Annotated in this window: 13 protein-coding genes; 4 read left to right on the top strand and 9 right to left on the bottom strand. The window is 53.9% G+C overall.

Annotated elements, in window-relative coordinates; all coding sequences use genetic code 11:
• The first annotated feature begins 65 nt into the window (after positions 1 to 65).
• Positions 66 to 527, top strand: a complete 462-nt coding sequence (locus tag LZ463_RS00525; RefSeq protein ID WP_241452721.1) for a DUF2147 domain-containing protein — start codon at positions 66 to 68, stop codon at positions 525 to 527.
• Positions 528 to 589: 62 nt separating this feature from the next.
• Here the strand turns inward: LZ463_RS00525 and phhA are convergent, their stop codons facing one another.
• Both phhA and hppD read right to left on the bottom strand, forming a co-directional pair.
• Positions 590 to 1,477: a phenylalanine 4-monooxygenase gene (gene phhA, locus LZ463_RS00520; protein ID WP_277623915.1), complete on the bottom strand. Its 888-nt coding sequence runs from the start codon at positions 1,475 to 1,477 to the stop codon at positions 590 to 592.
• Between the two features lie 75 nt (positions 1,478 to 1,552).
• Entirely contained in the window at positions 1,553 to 2,665 is a 1,113-nt protein-coding gene (gene hppD, locus LZ463_RS00515; RefSeq protein WP_241452719.1) for a 4-hydroxyphenylpyruvate dioxygenase, read from the bottom strand.
• Positions 2,666 to 2,844: 179 nt separating this feature from the next.
• Between hppD and LZ463_RS00510 the strand changes: the two genes are divergently transcribed.
• Positions 2,845 to 3,348, top strand: a complete 504-nt coding sequence (locus tag LZ463_RS00510) for an Lrp/AsnC family transcriptional regulator (RefSeq protein ID WP_241454257.1) — start codon at positions 2,845 to 2,847, stop codon at positions 3,346 to 3,348.
• Positions 3,349 to 3,401: 53 nt separating this feature from the next.
• On the opposite strand, the gene LZ463_RS00505 is transcribed toward LZ463_RS00510, so the two are convergent.
• The 4 genes from LZ463_RS00505 to LZ463_RS00490 all read right to left on the bottom strand — a co-directional run bounded on the left by LZ463_RS00505 (position 3,402) and on the right by LZ463_RS00490 (position 8,103).
• Entirely contained in the window at positions 3,402 to 4,088 is a 687-nt protein-coding gene (locus LZ463_RS00505; protein WP_241452718.1) for a GNAT family N-acetyltransferase, read from the bottom strand.
• 124 nt (positions 4,089 to 4,212) lie between these two features.
• On the bottom strand, positions 4,213 to 5,370 hold the full coding sequence (locus LZ463_RS00500; RefSeq protein ID WP_241452716.1) for a multifunctional CCA addition/repair protein: 1,158 nt from the start codon (positions 5,368 to 5,370) through the stop codon (positions 4,213 to 4,215).
• Positions 5,371 to 5,403: 33 nt separating this feature from the next.
• Positions 5,404 to 6,117 (bottom strand): glutathione S-transferase family protein, encoded by a 714-nt coding sequence (locus tag LZ463_RS00495; protein ID WP_241452715.1) that lies wholly within the window; start codon positions 6,115 to 6,117, stop codon positions 5,404 to 5,406.
• A gap of 18 nt (positions 6,118 to 6,135) precedes the next feature.
• Positions 6,136 to 8,103 carry a lytic transglycosylase domain-containing protein gene (locus tag LZ463_RS00490; RefSeq protein ID WP_241452713.1) on the bottom strand — a complete coding sequence of 656 codons (1,968 nt, stop codon included), beginning with the start codon at positions 8,101 to 8,103 and terminating at the stop codon, positions 6,136 to 6,138.
• Between the two features lie 33 nt (positions 8,104 to 8,136).
• Between LZ463_RS00490 and LZ463_RS00485 the strand changes: the two genes are divergently transcribed.
• Positions 8,137 to 8,733 (top strand): 5-formyltetrahydrofolate cyclo-ligase, encoded by a 597-nt coding sequence (locus LZ463_RS00485; RefSeq protein ID WP_241452711.1) that lies wholly within the window; start codon positions 8,137 to 8,139, stop codon positions 8,731 to 8,733.
• 15 nt (positions 8,734 to 8,748) lie between these two features.
• On the opposite strand, the gene LZ463_RS00480 is transcribed toward LZ463_RS00485, so the two are convergent.
• The 3 genes from LZ463_RS00480 to LZ463_RS00470 all read right to left on the bottom strand — a co-directional run bounded on the left by LZ463_RS00480 (position 8,749) and on the right by LZ463_RS00470 (position 14,163).
• Positions 8,749 to 11,526 (bottom strand): tetratricopeptide repeat protein, encoded by a 2,778-nt coding sequence (locus tag LZ463_RS00480; protein WP_241452709.1) that lies wholly within the window; start codon positions 11,524 to 11,526, stop codon positions 8,749 to 8,751.
• 136 nt (positions 11,527 to 11,662) lie between these two features.
• Positions 11,663 to 12,772, bottom strand: coding sequence for a TatD family hydrolase (locus LZ463_RS00475; protein ID WP_241452706.1), 1,110 nt, complete (start codon positions 12,770 to 12,772; stop codon positions 11,663 to 11,665).
• The gene (locus tag LZ463_RS00470) at positions 12,769 to 14,163 is read right to left on the bottom strand and encodes an alkaline phosphatase family protein (protein ID WP_241452702.1); all 1,395 of its coding nucleotides are present in this window, start codon (positions 14,161 to 14,163) and stop codon (positions 12,769 to 12,771) included. Before LZ463_RS00470 ends, LZ463_RS00475 begins: the two co-directional genes overlap by 4 nt.
• Before the next feature lie 302 nt (positions 14,164 to 14,465).
• Here LZ463_RS00470 and LZ463_RS00465 point away from each other — a divergent pair, with 302 nt between their 5' ends.
• The gene (locus LZ463_RS00465; protein WP_241452700.1) at positions 14,466 to 17,144 is read left to right on the top strand and encodes a ferritin-like domain-containing protein; all 2,679 of its coding nucleotides are present in this window, start codon (positions 14,466 to 14,468) and stop codon (positions 17,142 to 17,144) included.
• Positions 17,145 to 17,162 lie beyond the last annotated feature (18 nt).

Below are 17,162 nucleotides of genomic sequence, written 5' to 3'. Positions count from 1 at the left end.
TTGCTCCTGTCTAATGGCGTGGCCGTGATGATCATCATCACCTCTACTATCCAAGGAGAATAGACATGAAAAAGCAAATGATCGTAGTTGCCAGCTTATTGATGAGCGTCTGGTCCGCCCAGGCACAACAGGCAGGACTGTCTGATTATTATCTGGCACCCGTCGAGGCACAGATACAGGAGGCGGCAAAACAAGAGCCAGTTACCGGTACCTGGCTCACGCAGAGCGGTATACTCGAGGTTGACATTGGTCATTGCGGCGGCGCCCTGTGCGGCAAAGTCAGCAAGACGCTGGATGCTTCCGCAGCCGCTGCGCTGGGCAGGACTATCATGGAAGGATTTACTCCAGGCAAATCCGGCACCTGGTCAGGCAAGATATTCAATCGTGCCGATGGCCAGATGTATACCTGCCAGATGCGCATGCTGAGCCCGACAGAACTGGAGGTCACACCCTACAAGGACAAGCCTGAAGATGGCCGCAGCCAGGTCTGGACACGTGTCTCAAATACCGTTACGGCGCACAAATGAAAAAACGGGACATCAGATGATGTCCCGTTTTTTCATGGCAGTGTCGCGGTTTTTCTATCGATCTATGGCAGCAATTCGACTTCACCCGGCAGCAAGGTATTGGCTGGCAAGGCATCAAGTTGTTTCAGACGCTCGTAATAAGGCGTGAAATCAGGTGCAGTGCCATCGAATAATTGCTTGAAGTCGTCGATGACGAAATAGGTTTCCTGGAAACTGTCTATCTTGTACAGGGTTTGCAGGCAGCGTTCTATGTCAAGACGGATGTGGCGTGAAGTTGTGCCGGGTTTCAGACAATACTCGACCTCACCACCGGACGACAGGATGCCTGCGCCGTAAATACGCAAACCCTGATTGGTCTTGATCAGGCCAAATTCCACCGTGTACCAGTACAGGCGCGCCAGGTAGTCGAGGCCGCCAAGTTTCATCGCCTTCAAACCGCCTTTGCCGTACAACTGCATGTAGTCAGCAAAAACAGGATTGAACAGCATCGGCACATGACCGAAATAGTCATGGAAGACATCGGGTTCGACGATGTAATTGAACTCTTCCGGTGTCCGTAACCAGACCGTGACCGGGAAGCGGCGATTGGCCAGGTGTTCAAAAAAAGTCAACTCGGGGATCAGGCCCGGTACGGCAACGATGCGCCAACCGGTAGCGGCGAACAAGTCTTGTGAAGTGCGTTCAAAGCTTGGTATGCCACCAGAGGCATCCATCTTGTGCAGGGCATCGAGAAATTCATCACAGGCACGGCCAGGCAGGAGTTCCATCTGACGCTGATAGAGTTTGCGCCACAGTTCATGTTCTGCTTCGGTGTAGCTGTCCCAGTCTTGTTCGACGACATAGTGTTCGTCAGCTTTTTCATAATTACCGCGCAGGGCGGCGCCATCGGATTTCTCGGCCACGGTGGCCAGGAAATCTTCATTGCTTACGGTAGTGGCTATAGTATCCATTTTGTTTCAGTGAAAAAAGGCCGGCATCAGAATGATGGCCAGCCTTTTTCAATCTCCATATTCAGTTTGCAGGAATCAGGCGACGGTTTCGTCCTTGACGACACCACGACGTATCTGATCAAGTTCTATCGATTCAAACAGGGCGCGGAAATTGCCCTCGCCAAAACCCTGGTCGCCTTTACGCTGGATGATTTCAAAGAAGATAGGGCCAATGACTGTGGTCGTGAAAATCTGCAGCAACAGTTCACGTGAAGTCTCTGTGCTCTTGCCATCGATCAGAATGCGCAGCTTGCGCAATTCTTCCAGGTTTTCACCGTGGCCTGGCAGGCGACGGTCAACCAGGTCATAGTAAGTATCGATGGTGTCCTGGAATGCCACGCCATTGTTTTTCATGCCACTGACGGTTTCATAGACATTGTCCGTACCCATGGCGATATGCTGCACGCCTTCACCGTGGTAGAGGTCGAGGTATTCAGCGATCTGGGATTTGTCATCCGAAGATTCATTGATAGGGATGCGGATTTTTCCACAAGGCGAAGTCATGGCCTTGGATTTCAAGCCGGTATGCTTGCCGGTGATGTCGAAGTAACGGATTTCACGGAAGTTGAACAGGGTTTCGTAGAAATCGGCCCATTCCTTCATGCGGCCACGGTGCACATTGTGGGTCAGGTGGTCAATATAGGTCAGGCCCATGCCGACCGGGTTGGAGGCAACACCAGGGATGGCGACGAAGTCGGCATCATAAATGCTGATATTGCCGATGGCGCCAGCTTGCGCGCCATCTTTGCCATGCCAGCGGTCGACGAAATAAATCAGGGAGTCGCCTATGCCCTTGATGGCAGGAATATTGAGTTCCATCGGGCCGGTCTTGTTGTCAAAACCCCAGGCGCCGAGTTCCAGCGCGCGTTTGTAGGCGGCATTGGCATCCTTGACGCGGAAAGCAAAAGCGCAGACCGAGGGACCATGCTTGCGGGCAAATTTTTGTGCGAAAGAATCAGGTTCTGCATTGATGATGAAATTGACATCACCTTGACGGAACAGGGTCACATCCTTGGTGCGATGCTTGGCAATCGCAGTGAAACCCATGGTGACGAATAATTCGCCAAGTGCTTTTGGATCGGGTGCCGCATATTCGATAAATTCAAAGCCATCGGTACCCATAGGGTTTTCCCAAGTTTGGAAAGTCATGCCTGTCTCCTCAGTGTGGTCATCGGTTCCTGCCTCATGCAGCCACTTCGGGTGCTGCGTTTGATGCAGATCAAGCATTCAGTATAGTCTGCAAAACGCGCCATATAATTGCAAAATAACCCAATGAACTATTGATTTGAGCAATAATATTGCTCAAATCAATAATGGAGTGGCAGATTATGTTTGAGGTGGAACTGGATAAGATAGATCGCAAGATTCTGGCCATCTTGCAGGCCGACGGCAGGCTGACCAACCAGGAGGTGGCGGAACGCGTCAATCTCTCACCTTCGCCTTGTCTGCGCCGCATCAAGCGCCTGGAAGACAGTGGTGTGATCCGCAAATACGTGGCCCTGCTGGAACCGACCAAGATAGGCCTGGGCTTGCTGGCATATGTTAATGTGCGGCTGGAAAAGCATAGCGACGCCCCTGGCAAGGGGGCATCACGCTCACCACGCGATGATTTTTCTGCATCAGTCGGGCAGTGGCCCGAAGTGGTAGCCTGTTATGCCATGACCGGTGAGATGGATTATCTCTTGCGTGTCCATGTCGAAGACATGAACCATTTTTCGCGTTTCATGATGGAAACCTTACTGCGTCACCCAGCCGTACTGGACGTGAAGTCCAGCTTTGCCTTGCAGCAGATCAAGGATACGACAGCTTTGCCGGTTGTGGCAGGCGTGTAACGGTGAAGGGTTTCGGGATTGCCCGTCGGTAGCGTTCTGTCAATGCAATCCAGCTACTTGGAACTGTCCTTCATCCCCGGCAGATGCCTGAGCCATTTTGCCGCTGCCCGTGCGTTGGCCTTGATGGTGTAGTCGATGGCGGCAACCTGTTCCTGCATGGCTTCTTTCAGGACGCTGACGGCGTCGGCGGGCAGGATTTTCAGGTAAGCGTCAGCTTCGCCATAGGCGCGGTGGATTTCCATCCCGGCCTTCTTGGCGATATGTATCATGGTCTGGTTCGAGGACAGGCAATGCATGTAGAGTGTGTCTATATCATCATTGCGGCAGTGGATGGCACCGCGTTCAAACAGTTTGGAACCTATGCCCTTGCCGCGTGCATTGCCTGAAACGGAGACACCAAATTCGGCGACCTTGTCCTTGTCGCTATGTTCATCATCCTTACTGCGCGGCGCATAGGCAAGATGACCGACACCAACCACATTGAAGTGATGGCTGATGACGCCAAATACCTTGTCGCGCGAGAAGTCGATACCCTCGACATATTTTTCTACCATGGCATCCGGCAAATAGGTGCCAAAGCGTAGCAGCCGGTCGCTTTCTTCCAGACCCAGGAAATGACGCAGGATGCGTTGCCGGTCTTTTTCTGACAATTCCTTGACAAAAATGGTGGGCTTGGAGGGTTGTTTGCTGGAATCTAACAAGTGTTTGGGATCTTCAGGGAAAATATCAGACGCATTCATGGCAGCTCCTTAAGGGTAGCTTTTGTGCACTGCACAATGCATTGTAGATGATCGCGATTGATTATTCCAGAAAACCATGAATTTTGAGAGTAAAACTTCTATTCCATCATGCTTGTCATTGTTGTCATGTCTTATATTGAGCAGCCTCCAGCATGGCAATGCGAGCCGCTCTGATCGCCAGCGGGATTTGTTGAGGCTGGCTGGCATACTGGCTGGCAATATCGCCGCCTTTGACCTGTTGTACCAGGCTTAAGGCTCTTTGCAGTATTTGCACTGGCTGATAAGTATCTGCCATGCCTGGCCGTGCATACAGGCTGGCTGTTGCCGTCAATGCCTCAAGAAAACGCTCAGGCTTGCGATAGGCATCACAGCGGCCGAATAAATCGACAATATCAGCGGGGGTCATGCTGCCAGCCTGATTGATGGTCAAATGCTCACGCGCCAGCAGGATGGCCAGGTCACGGCATTCTGCCGGTACTTTCAGACGCTGACTGACGGCATCGGCCAGTTTTACCCTGTCCTTGTCTGAGGTGTCAGACAAGTGGTGCAACAATACAGCGTAGCGTGCACTCAGGGGCAGGTCAGCCTTTGCGCTGGCGTCAAGCAATTGCATCAGGTGTTGTATCTGCGCTTCCGGCAAGGCATCGATCTCTGGCAACAGCCGTTGCAAGGCACCACAACTGCGCAAAACATCGAACATGCGTGACGGACGTACCTCCATCAGGCCGCGCGAAATTTCCTGCCAGACGCGCTCAGCCACCAGGGCATCGACTTCACCTGCCGCTACCATCTTTTGCATCAGTGTTGTGGTTTCTTCGGCCACGCTAAAGTCTTGTGGCGGTACGGCAAAGCGGGCGGCAAAGCGGGCCAGCCGCAGTATGCGTACCGGGTCTTCGCAAAAGGCCAGTGATACATGGCGGAATACCCGGTTTTTTAAGTCCTGCAAGCCGCCATAAGGGTCGATGATATGACCATCGTCGTCCTGGGCCATGGCATTGATACTGAGGTCGCGGCGTATCAGGTCCTGTTCCAGCGTGACATCGGCATCGGTATGAAATACAAAACCCTTGTAACCGGCAGCAGTCTTGCGCTCGGTGCGTGCCAGCGCATATTCATCATGGGTCCGGGGATGCAAAAATACCGGAAAGTCCTTGCCTACTGGCAGAAAGCCTTGTGCCAGCATGTCGTCTGGTGTTGCGCCGACGACGACATAGTCGCGGTCCTGGACGGGGTAGCCAAGCAGGGCGTCACGCACCGCACCACCAACGATGTAAGTCTTCATGCTTTTTCTTTATACTTCTTGCATCATGTTTTTTTAGTCGCCATGCCGGTTTTCATGACCGGGCATGATTTCTGTTTCCATCAGGGCTTCCCTGATCCACAGGGCGACGGCGGGGTGGGCGATGACGCGGTCTGCATAGGCTTGCAGGGCAGGCGCCAGTGATACGCCATATGTGCGGAAGCGCATGACTACCGGTGCATAAAATGCGTCAGCGACAGAGAATGCACCGAACAGGAACTCATGCGCACCGTAGGATGCCAGGCAATCTTCCCAGATTTCGCAAATGCGGCCTATGTCGGCTTGTGAACCTATGGTACGGCCCTTGCCAAACAGGTCGGCACGGATATTCATGGGCATGTCATACCGCAACGCAGAAAATCCAGAATGCATTTCGGCGCAGACGCTGCGTGCCGTGGCCCTGGCGGAAACATCTTCCGGCCACAGGTTGAGTATGGAATACTGTTCGGCCAGGTATTCACAAATCGCCATCGAATCCCAGATCGTGATGTCACCGGCCAGCAGCACCGGTACGCGGCCTGCTGCGGAATATTCGGCGATACGATTGGTCGTATCGGGCTGGTTCAGTATGATGCGCACTTCTTCAAACGGTATGCCGAACGCCTTCATCAGCACCCAGGGGCGCATGGACCAGGAGGAGTAATTTTTGTTGCCTATGACCAGCCGTAAACCGGAACGATGTTGGCCCAGCATGGCGGCCAGTGCTGGTTGCATTTCTGTTTCTTGCATGTGTCGCTACTCATCAAATTAGGGAAGATCGGGGTCGCCGGCAGTCATGCCCTTGGGGACTACCGTACCCAGCCGCGTTTTCAGCGATTGTGGTTTTTTCTCGAACAGGGCTGCGTAATAAGTCGCATTCGACAAAACGTTTTTGACATAGCCACGGGTTTCATTGAAGGGGATGGTTTCTGCAAAAATGGCCCCTTCCACTGGTCGGCTCAATTTTGAACGCCAGGCGCGCGGGCGGCCAGGTCCGGCATTGTAGGCGGCTGACGCCAGCGCTTGCGAACCGCCAAGATCGGTCAGCACCATGTTGAGGTAATTGGTGCCAAGCGCGATATTGGTTTCCACATCATTGACCTGGGCTGGCACAAAATTACCAAGGCCGATTTTTTTGGCAACATAGCGTGCTGTTGCCGGCATCAACTGCATCAGGCCCGATGCACCCACATGCGATTTGGCATTCATGACAAAGCGTGATTCCTGGCGTATCAGGCCATATACCCAGGCCATGTCCAGACCCAGCGACTGGGTTGTCTTGTACATGCTGTCATTGAAGGGGGTCGGGTAGCGCTGGCTGAAATCGAGCTCACCCTTGGTGCGGTCCGAGGTGTTGACCATACGGTCCAGCAGATTGTTCTGGCGCGCCAGTTCGGCGGCTGCCAGGTGCTGGCGCTCAGTCATCTTGCGCAATTCCCAATTCCATTCGCGTGTACCTTCAAAGCGCAAATTCATCGCATAGAATTTCAAGGCCCTTTGCAGGTTGGCGTTTTTTTCCATCGGTGCGATTTCTTCTGGCGTTAGCGGCTTGACTGTCGCCGGTACGCCGATTTTCTGGCCTTGCTCTTCCAGCGCCAGTTGGCCGTAGAAATGCAATTGATCGGCAATGCTGGCAAACTGCTGGCGTGCTTCTTCATTCTTGCCTTCTGCCTTCAGCGCGCGGCCATACCAATACACCCAGGTCGGGTCGGATTTCAGGCTGGCGGGCATGCCGGCAATACTCGATTTGACCAGCTTCCAGTCTCCTTCGCGCAGGGCAGTGCGGGTGCGCCATTGATAGGCTTCCAGTGACAGCGGGGCAGCATCGGTTTTTTGCCAGTAACCCAGCGCTTCCGGTTCCAGCTTCAAGGCTGCCTGCAGGGCAATCTGCGCCCAGCCAATCGCTTTTTCATTGTCACTGAACTGACTTGCCTGCTTGCCCAATATGCCGGCTGCCTGCTCATGATCGGTCTTGGCCAGACGACCAAGGGCGATCAGGTAAAGTTCATGACCTGCATGGCCGGCTTCCGGCGACTTTTTCAGGTAGGCCGCCGGCTTGTCCATGGCTTCGGCCAGTTGCCTGTCCGGCACATTGAGCAATTTGCCCAGCCTTTGTGCCAGAGGCATGGCGCCATTTTCGGCGGCCATGCGCATTTGCGCCCACAGATCATACTGGTTGAACAGACCATTGCTGCTCAAATAAGTCACCATGGCATAGCAACCTTCGCCATAGTCACGCGGACTATTGAGCAGGGTGCGTGCTTCGCTGGCGATTTTTTGATCCTTGGGTTGTTTGATGGCCCTGGACAAAATGGAATAGCAACGCAGTTGATTGTCATCGGCCACGACAAAGAGAGGGTATTGCTGATCAAACAAGTCCCACTCGCCACGTCTGCCCAGCATCAATAGCCAGTCATTGCGCAGGCGATCAGCGATGGCGCTGCCTTCATACTTGCTGATAAAGTCACGAAATTCGGCATTCGTCGTCTTGCTCAGTCGTGCACGCAGGCGATAATAATCAACATAAGACGGGATTTCATAATTCTTGAGGGCAGCTGCATGCTGCTCTGCGCTGGCAGCATCTTCATGGAAGGCGGCATCACGCAGTGCCATGAAGCGGTCGTCGTCATTGATGACCAGGCTTCTTTTCGCTACAGCGGCGCTGGCAAAGGAAGTGGCAGAGAAACCTGCTAAGATCATCAGGCCCAGGCTAGCTAAACTTTTTTTCACAGACATCTTTAGACAGTTTTAGATTACATTTCTGACAGTATGACACAGCCCAAGAACAGCGAACAAAAAGTCGTCGATGAAACAGCAAACATGGCGCAAACAGTGCCAGGCCGGCCTGAGTTACGTCAGTTATTGCGTCAAAAGCGCCGGGAGATTGCAACAGATCAAAAGCTGGCGCTTGATATCTTGTTAGGAAATAAATTACTGTCATGGTGTCAACAAAACCACCCGGCCAGCCTGGCCGTATACTGGCCCATACAGTCAGAGCCGGACTTGCGGTCTTGTTACCGTCAATTGCAGCAAGCCGGCTTCCGGCTGGCCTTGCCACTGGTGATTGGCAAAGGCCGGCCTTTAAGTTTCCTGGACTGGCAGGCGGGTGATGCCATGGTGGAGGACGCTTACGGTATCGCCATCCCCGGGCATGGCCGCCAGGTGGCGCAACCACCGGTGCTGGTGATACCCTGCCTGGGCTGGAATGCTGATGGCTATCGCCTGGGCTATGGTGGTGGTTTCTACGACCGTACCCTGGCCAGTACGCCGCGCCCGCTCGCCATTGGCATTGCCTATGCCTGCACCCAGGCCGAATTTATTGTAGAGGACCATGATATCCCCATGGATTTCATTATCAGTGCCTGACGCTGGTAACGGGAGCTAAGGCTTTGCGCACCAGTTTTGCCACATGGCCCGGTAAGCGGCTTCCAGCTTGTGAGTAAAACCGGTTTCATCCATCAGTTTGCTGCCTTGCATCTGCGCACGCTGGCTCAGGCGTATGGTGTTGAGGTAATCGGGATTGGACGCCAGCTGCACGACTTTATCGACATATTCGTCTTCGCTGTACGCTATCCATTCCGGACGACCCAGGCCTTCCAGGATGCAACTGCCCAGCCTGCCAACACCAGGGCGGCCCGCCAGGGTGACGAAGGGAACACCCATGTACAGGGTTTCAAACAAGGTCGTGCCAGAATTGTGCGGGAAGCAGTCCAGGCCTATATCCATGCCTCTGAGCACATCCCAGGGCGGGCTGTGCATGCCTATCTGCAGGCGGCTTTTGTCTATGCCAAGGGCAGCAAACCTGTCTTCAAATGACTTACGCATGGCCTCGTCCTTGAAGTTGGCGCTGTCGATGACCAGTCTTGCCTTGTCCAGGCGTTGCAGGATTTTGGCCCAGGTCCGTATCACTTTATGGTTGATGCGCACGGCGCGGCTCAGCGTACCCAGGGTGATGTAGCCATTGCCCAGGGCTGGCAGGCTGCTGACTGCCCCCATTCCCTCTGTCGGCCGGTAGACCAGGGCAGGATTGGCGATGCGCCAGACCTGTTCGGCAAACAGGGCTTCTGTCCCTGAGGGTGCCGTAGCATGGTCAGCCAGGAAATAATCAATGGCCTCCAGCCCCGTCGTATAGCCATAACCTAGCCATGACAGCGATACTGGTGCAGGTTTGCGGGCAAATACGCGCAAGCGGTTATTGCCGGTATGGCCGGCCAGGTCGACCAGGATATCAATACCATCCGCGCGGATCTTTTCTGCCATGGCGTCGTCGCTCAGCCCGGCGGTCGGTACCCAGTGATCTGTATAGTCGCGGTAACGTGCTGATACGGCGTCTTCCGTCACCAGTTCCGAATAGGCATGGATTTCAAACTGACTCTTGTCATGATGGGCCAGCAGAGGTTCCAGGAAATACTGTACAGGGTGGCGGCGCAGGTCTGGTGAAACATAGCCTATCTTCAGACGACGATCTGGTTGCTTTTGATTTGTATGCGGGCGTTGTAGCTGGTACAGCGGTGCTGCATAGCGTTGTTCATATTCGCGGTAGGCGGCAAAAATTTCTTCTGCACTGAGGTCTGCATGATAATTAAGGGCAAACAGGAGATTGCCGTAAGCTTCGGAAAAGTCCGGGCGGAATTCCAGCGCATGGCGGTAAGCATCAACTGCTTCAGCCACCATGCCCTGGTCATCAAACAGGGCGCCAAGGCTGTTGTAGGCGTCGGCGAAGTCGGGTTTGAGTCGTATGGCCTGTTCAAAACATTGTTGCGCTGCCGTCAGTCGACTGAACAGCATGTGCAGCCTGCCGTAATCATGCAAGGCAGTCCATGAATCCGGATTCAGTTTGAGTGCCTGCTGGTAGCAGGCTTCCGCTTCCTGATAACGGGCCTGTTGAGAAAGCAGACGACCCAGGCCATTTTGGTGTTCGGAATTCTGTGGCTCCAGTGCTATCGCTTTGCGGTAATTGGCTTCAGCTTTGCTGGCGCGACCTGAAGTGCTGAGTATGTGGCTGAGATTGGCCAGCGCGATGGTGAAACAGGGATTGCAGTCAAGGCTACGTTGCAGGCTGGCTTCAGCCTGTTGTAATTTACCTTGCTGCTGGAACAGCAGACCAAGATTGCAATGGGCTTCGGTAAAGTCAGGCTTCAATTGCAGGGCTTGTTGGTAATAACGCATCGCCTCATCCATCTTGCCCTGCTCTGCCAGCACTACGGCAATATTGTAATGAATAGCTGCTTCATTGGGCATCTGCTCCAGCATCTGTCTGTATATGTCGGCAGCCTCTGCAAAGCGACGCTGCTGTGTGTAGAGATTGAGCAAGGCTTCACGTGCATTGCCATTTTCTGGCTGGCGTTGCAGTAGTCTTTTCAGTTGTGTCTCCGCGTCTGCATGACGACCCAATTGCTGGTACAACTGTACTAGGAAAAAATCGGCATTCGCCATGGATGGCTGTGCGGCAATTGCTTGCAGAAAGCAAGGCTCGGCTTCTTCCAGCCTGTTCTGCCTCGCATGGATCATACCCAGGTTGCAATAGCCAAAATAATGTGTGGGGTCGATTTTCAACAACTCTTGATAGTGATGTATGGCTCCATCGAAGTGGTCACGTTGCTGGAACAGGATACCAAGATTGAAATGCGCGTGCACCATGTTGGGATCAATTTCCAGGGTGCGCATATACATTTTTTCAGCTTCCTGGGGCTTGCCCAGAAAAGAAAGGCTGACGGCCAGATTAAAGCAAGCGATCGTAAAGTCGGGCTTTTGATTGAGGACATACTGATAACAGCTAATCGACTCTGCAAAGCGTGACTGACCATCGAGTGACAGCCCCAGGTTGATCCAGTTCTCCAGCGAGTCTGGCTGCTGCTTCAATATCAAACGGTACAGAGCCTCGGCTTCTGGCAACAGGTTTTTGTCATACAGCCGGTCGGCCAGTATGTTGACAGCCAGGTTTTCAGAAGGATCGATACCCAGCTTTTGATAGGCAATGGCGATGACATCTGGGGTATTGTCCATCTGGTTTTCCACCACCTTTGCGGGCTGTGCTGCCAGCTGGGTGGCTGGCGCTGGTTCGCGTCCCTCAGTGCTGATGGATTCCTGAAGCTGGGCTTGGGATGTTTCAGCAGGTTCCCGGGGTTTGGAAAAGGTGTTTTTAAGCCATTTCAACATAGGTGCGAGTCATTTGAGTTGGTATTTGCGCTGATATTCAGGGCGCCGGAGAGTTACCCCCGGCAAGCATCAGTCATTTTAACCATTAATCAATGATCTTTGTATGTCGTCCGGCAACTCAAATGTCCGCCATAGTTCAGCGGATAATGTCAGGGTTGAGCAAGTTCTCATCGACTCTCGGTGTTTGCCCGCGCAAAACCGAGTTGCCGCTATACAGGTTGCGCTGGTCTATCCTGGCCGGTTGGCACCAGTGGACTTCCTGCATTTCCTGGTTCAGGCCGTACACGGCCAGGGCGTTTGCATATACGACCTGGTGTATCACGTCGGCACTGATGCCGCGTGCAGCCATCAGGCGAGCAGACTTGGGTACGGCCAGCGGATCTGATACACCCCAGTCGCAGGCAGAATTGACGATGATGCGTTCAGGACCGTAATGGCTGACGATGTCGGCCAGTCTTTCGTTGCCCATCTTGGTGGACGGGTAGATGGTGAACGCACACCAGTAGCCACGGTCTAGTACCTCTTGCACGGTTTCTTCATTGTTATGATCAATGACGCAACGGGCCGGGTCAAAACCGCATTCTTCCAGCACATCCATGGTGCGGGTAGTACCACGCTTTTTGTCACGATGTGGCGTGTGGATCATGATGGGCAGGTCGAATTCCAGCGCCATGGCGATTTGCGCACGCATGGCCTTGTCTTCGAGTTCTGTCTGTTCATCGTAGCCAATTTCACCGAGCGCCACCACACCTTCCTTGCCCAGGTAACGCGGCAGGATGTCGAGTACCGCTTCTGCCAGCGCCGGGTTATTGGCTTCTTTGGGGTTGAGACCGATCGCGCAGTAATGGCGTATACCGAACTGGCCGGCACGAAACCGCTCAAAACCGGTGATGGTAGAAAAATAGTCGATGAAGCTGCCGACATTGGTACGCAACTGCCCCAGCCAGAACGCCGGCTCGATGACGGCGACGATACCGGCCCTGGCCATCGCTTCATAGTCGTCGGTAGTGCGGGCAATCATGTGGGCATGTGGGTCTATCATCATGCCATTGCCGCCACTGGGTAACTGACGGAAGGCGGCCTGGCCCAGTTGCAACTGCCCGGCCTGAGCGAGCAGGTTTTGCAGCATCTGTGGAGTCAGCGTACCATTGCAGCAGGGACAGGTGACGGCACGGTCAGAAAACATTTCGTCGACGATGGTGCTGTCAGCGACGAAGTTATCGGGGTATTTTCCATTCTGATTCATTTGCCCACTCCTTCATTAAAAATGATGTTCAGTGCTATATCCTTGACGGCAGTGGCCCTGGCCTGGTCTGGAGGGCAGGTGGCGGCGCGGTCAAACAACAGCAGAGGGCCATCCTGTGCATCGTCGACAGGGCGACCATGTGAACCCTTGACCAGGCTGGCATCGAGGCCAATGACGTTCATCAGGCTGCGAAAACCGAGCAGGCGCTTGCCCAGGCGCCAGGCAACTGCCAGCTTGGGAAGGCGTATGCCAGCATCGACAAACAACTCTGCCGGATCATAGCCGGGTTTGCGGTGTATCTCTACCGTGCGGGCGAAGTCCGGTGCGCGGGCGTCGTCCTGCCAGTAGTAATAGGTGAACCACGCATGCCTGTCAGCCATCACCACCAGTTCGCCAGAGCGCGGGTGATCCAGACCAAGCTCTGCCCTTTCTGCGCCCGCCCATATGCCGTCCACGCCGGGTATGGCGCTCAGCAGCCGGCGTACCGGCGCCACCAGTTCAGGCCGTGAAATATAGATGTGGGCAATCTGGTGATCGGCGACGGCATAAGCGCTGGAAGCAATCGGGTCCAGCAATTCTCCGCCATCTTCTTCACGCACGACCAGGTAACCGGCTTCGCGCAATATGCGGTTCAAGTGCACAGGACGGTCGACAGTCGTGATCCCGTATTCGGACAAGATCATGACTCGGCGGCCAGCCTGTTGCGCATGCGCTATCAGGTCACCAGCAACGGCATCAATGTCGCGCAATGATTGCTGCACTGCCGGATTGCTGAGGTCAGGACCATGGCGTTGCAGGTCATAGTCCAGGTGCGGCAGGTAGACCATGGTCAGGGTCGGGTCTTTCTCAGTGATGGCAATCTTGGCGGCATCGGCGATCCAGCGGCTTGATCTGATGGTCGTGGCCGGCCCCCAGAACTGGAATAGCGGGAAGGCGCCAAGCTTCTGGCTCAGTTGCTCACGCCAGTCTGGTGGCGTGGTATAGCAATCAGGCAGTTTGCGTCCGTCGGCCTTGTAGATGGGGCGCGGGGTAATCCCATAGTCATGGCTTGATGCCATGTTGTACCACCAGAACAGATTGGCGCAAGTGAACTTGGGATTGCGCGCCTTGCCGGCTTCCCAGATCTTTTCACCATTGACCAGCTTGTTGGATTGCCGCCAGAACCAGATTTCTGACAGGTCGCGAAACAGCCATCCATTGCCGACAATACCGTGCTCTTGCGGAGTCAAGCCAGTCATCATGCTGGCCTGCACACTGCAGGTGACTGCCGGCGTCACGGTTTGCATTGGCAAGAGCTGACCATGATCGGCAAATGCTTTCAGCCTGGGTGTCAATTCCCCCAAAAGGCGCGGTGTCAGACCGACGATGTTCAAAATCAATAAAGCTTGCATGTGGCGGAAATTGGTCCTGTGACTGATGGTGGAGATAGGTCCTGTTGCCTAATTATTATCTTGATCCATCCTTTATTGCAACTATAGATTGGTAAATTATTATTTCTCGAATGATAACAAGCCAAGCTTGGTTATTTAAACATTTGTTACCAAGTTTGCATTGATTATTTCGCATTAATGTTTCAATATTTGTAATTATGAATTGTGCAATTAATTGAACGTACTTTTGTACGCAATAGCATACCCAGGCATATGTTTAATCCATGTCATGCCAGTGACAGATTTTTATCCCAGGAGACCCAATGAGTTACCTTAACCTGCCCCGTCTGGTTTTTGCCGGCCAGTTCCAGGCTGACGTATCGACTGTCAATAATGATCCCGAGCATTTCAATACTTCGCGTTTTCGCTCGAACTATCAGTTGCCTGGTTCCGGTGCCAGCAATGGCTGGTGGAATCCGAATGGCACAGGTTCATGGCGTTTCCGTAATTGTCTTGTCACCAGTGTGGTGTATCGCGACGGCAGCAGCTGCTCTGATCCGCATCTGGACCCGGTCATCGGTTTGTCAGTCAACGGTTCCGACCACAGGGTAGAAGGCAAGCTGGTTGACCTCGATAGTGAACAGCAGATGGTGTCGGAAATCTGGGGCTTCTCGATCAATCTGGGCAGCGCGGAGTCTGGCCTGGGTTTCCACAGCCGTTTTGCCGTTGCCCCGTTTGCTGATATCTGGGTTTGCTATCCGGCCGGTCAACCTGATTCTTTCTTCAGTGCCTATTATCAGTCCGTGTTGGAGCAGGTCAAGCTGATCGGTGCGGGCAAGTCGCGCTTTCTCAATGAATTGCTCGGTGGTGCGCAACCGCCGGACCAGTTCAGCATCAAGTTCAATGTTGATGGTTTCGACGATACCATGAGCTCGCCCAATTTTACTTTTGGACGTGTGGTCGGCAGCATAGGTTTGCGCCAGGCTGGTGAACCCAGGCATGTAGTGCCGGGCCGTCGCCTGTTTGCCGTACCAGGGCAGACCGCGAATGATGCCATAGGCCAGATTGTCGGCAATGTACTGACACTGGACTTGGGCAATAGCTTGCCAACGGCATCAGTCGGCGGGCCACGTGCCGATTCTGGCAGCCTGACCGTAGCCCTGTTGCCCAATGATGGTCCACCGCAATTGCTCGGTGAAGTCAATTACCAGACGCCGGCCTGGTATGAAAGTACTGCTGGCATCGTCACCATCAACCTCAGCGACAGCCAGCTCAGTGCGGCAGCGAATACGCCGCTGGGGCTGATACAGAATGGCAGCCAGCCCTTGCTGGCTGAGAACCCGAACGGGCAATGGGTGCGGGCTGACCAGTTTGTCTTCCGCTTCAATCCGCCAGAAAGCACCACCGTCAAACTGTATGCCAGCAGCTTTGGGCAACCATTGGCCAATGCGCAGATCAGTTTGAATTTTGATTCCAGCGCCATGGCTGGGCAGACCACGCAAGGCCCGGCACCAGGGCCACAAGTGGTTGGTGTACCGCAAAGCGCGCTAAGTTTTTCCACTAGCATCACGACTGGCAGTGATGGTGTCGCCGAATTGAACCTGAAGTCGGCAGATCCAGGTAATCCGCGTGGCTATATCGATGGTCAGGTGTATGGTGTCACTTATCAGCTTGGCAGTACGCCACCACCACAGGGTAGTGTGCAGAACGGTGCATTCAGCCTCAATGCTCTGGTGTTCAGTGGCTATACCATACCTGATACGCCGGACTGGATGAGCGATGTGCGTCCCATCTTCCAGCAATATGCGGATCTGTACCCTATCATGCACAAGATCGTTGACCTGTCCAACTACGCCAGTCTGAGCAACAAGATCTTTGCGTTGAAAAATGTCTTCAAGGCCCCGGTGTCAGACCCCAACTACATGCCGGTGACCCGTGACCTGTCCACCAAGAAACGTGAGATGTTGCTCAAATGGCTGGATAACCCGCTGTATATGGAACTCGACTCGGTCGGTGACCTGCACCTGGCTCTGCAGCAGGCAATCGAGCTCGAGCATTCCACCATACCGCCATACCTGACAGCGTTGTACAGCATCAAGCCTGGCGCCAACATCGAAGTGGCCCAGCTGATACGCAGTGTGGTGATGGAAGAAATGCTGCACATGGCCCTGGTATCAAATCTGATGATATCCATAGGCGGCAAGCCATCTTTCAACCGGCCCAAGTTTGTACCGGTTTATCCCGGCTCTTTACCCGGCGGTTTGCGTGCAGACCTGAATGTACGTCTGCGCAAATGCTCTATAGACCAATTGCGTGCCTTCATGTCCATAGAGCAACCGGAAAAGACCATAGAAACCGTGCATTACCGTGCCAGGCGCGGCGACCCTGTTGATACCTCCAGGTTCACCATAGGCTGGTTCTATGATGAAATCAAAGTCGCACTGACCAATTTGAGCAATGCCGGGCAGATCAGCTTTGGCAATGCCGACAAGCAGGTCACTCAATGGCATGGCAAGGGCAAGCTGTTTGCCATCACTTCGCTGGAAGATGCCTGCCGTGCCATTGATGAAATCAAGCGCCAGGGGGAGGGGGCCAATCCGCGTCATCCTGGTGACGGTGACCATGAATTATCTCACTATTACAAATATGCCGAGATCGTCAACGGACGGCGCCTTGTCAAAAAAGGTGAGGGCTTTGCCTACGATGGCGAGGTCATCCCGTTTGACCCTAGCGGCGTCTGGCCAATGATGGATGACCCTAACCTGGCGGTGTACCCCAAAGGTTCGCGCGCACGTATTCTGCAGGAACAGTTTGCCCGCACTTACCAGGCCCTGCTCAATGGACTGCATATCGCCTTCAATGATGAACCGGACAAACTGGGGCAGGCCGTGGGTCTGATGTTCTCGCTGCAACTGGCTGCACAGCAATTGATGGAAACACCGTCGGGCCTCAATGATGGCACGACAGCGGGGCCGGCTTTCCAAATGCCATTCCCATATTGAATCATGCAATACAGCACC

This window comes from Undibacterium paludis (assembly GCF_022568815.1).
Classification (GTDB): Bacteria; Pseudomonadota; Gammaproteobacteria; order Burkholderiales; family Burkholderiaceae_D; genus Undibacterium.
The sequence above is the reverse complement of the archived record's forward strand: the minus strand, read 5'-3'. Positions and strand labels throughout refer to the sequence as shown.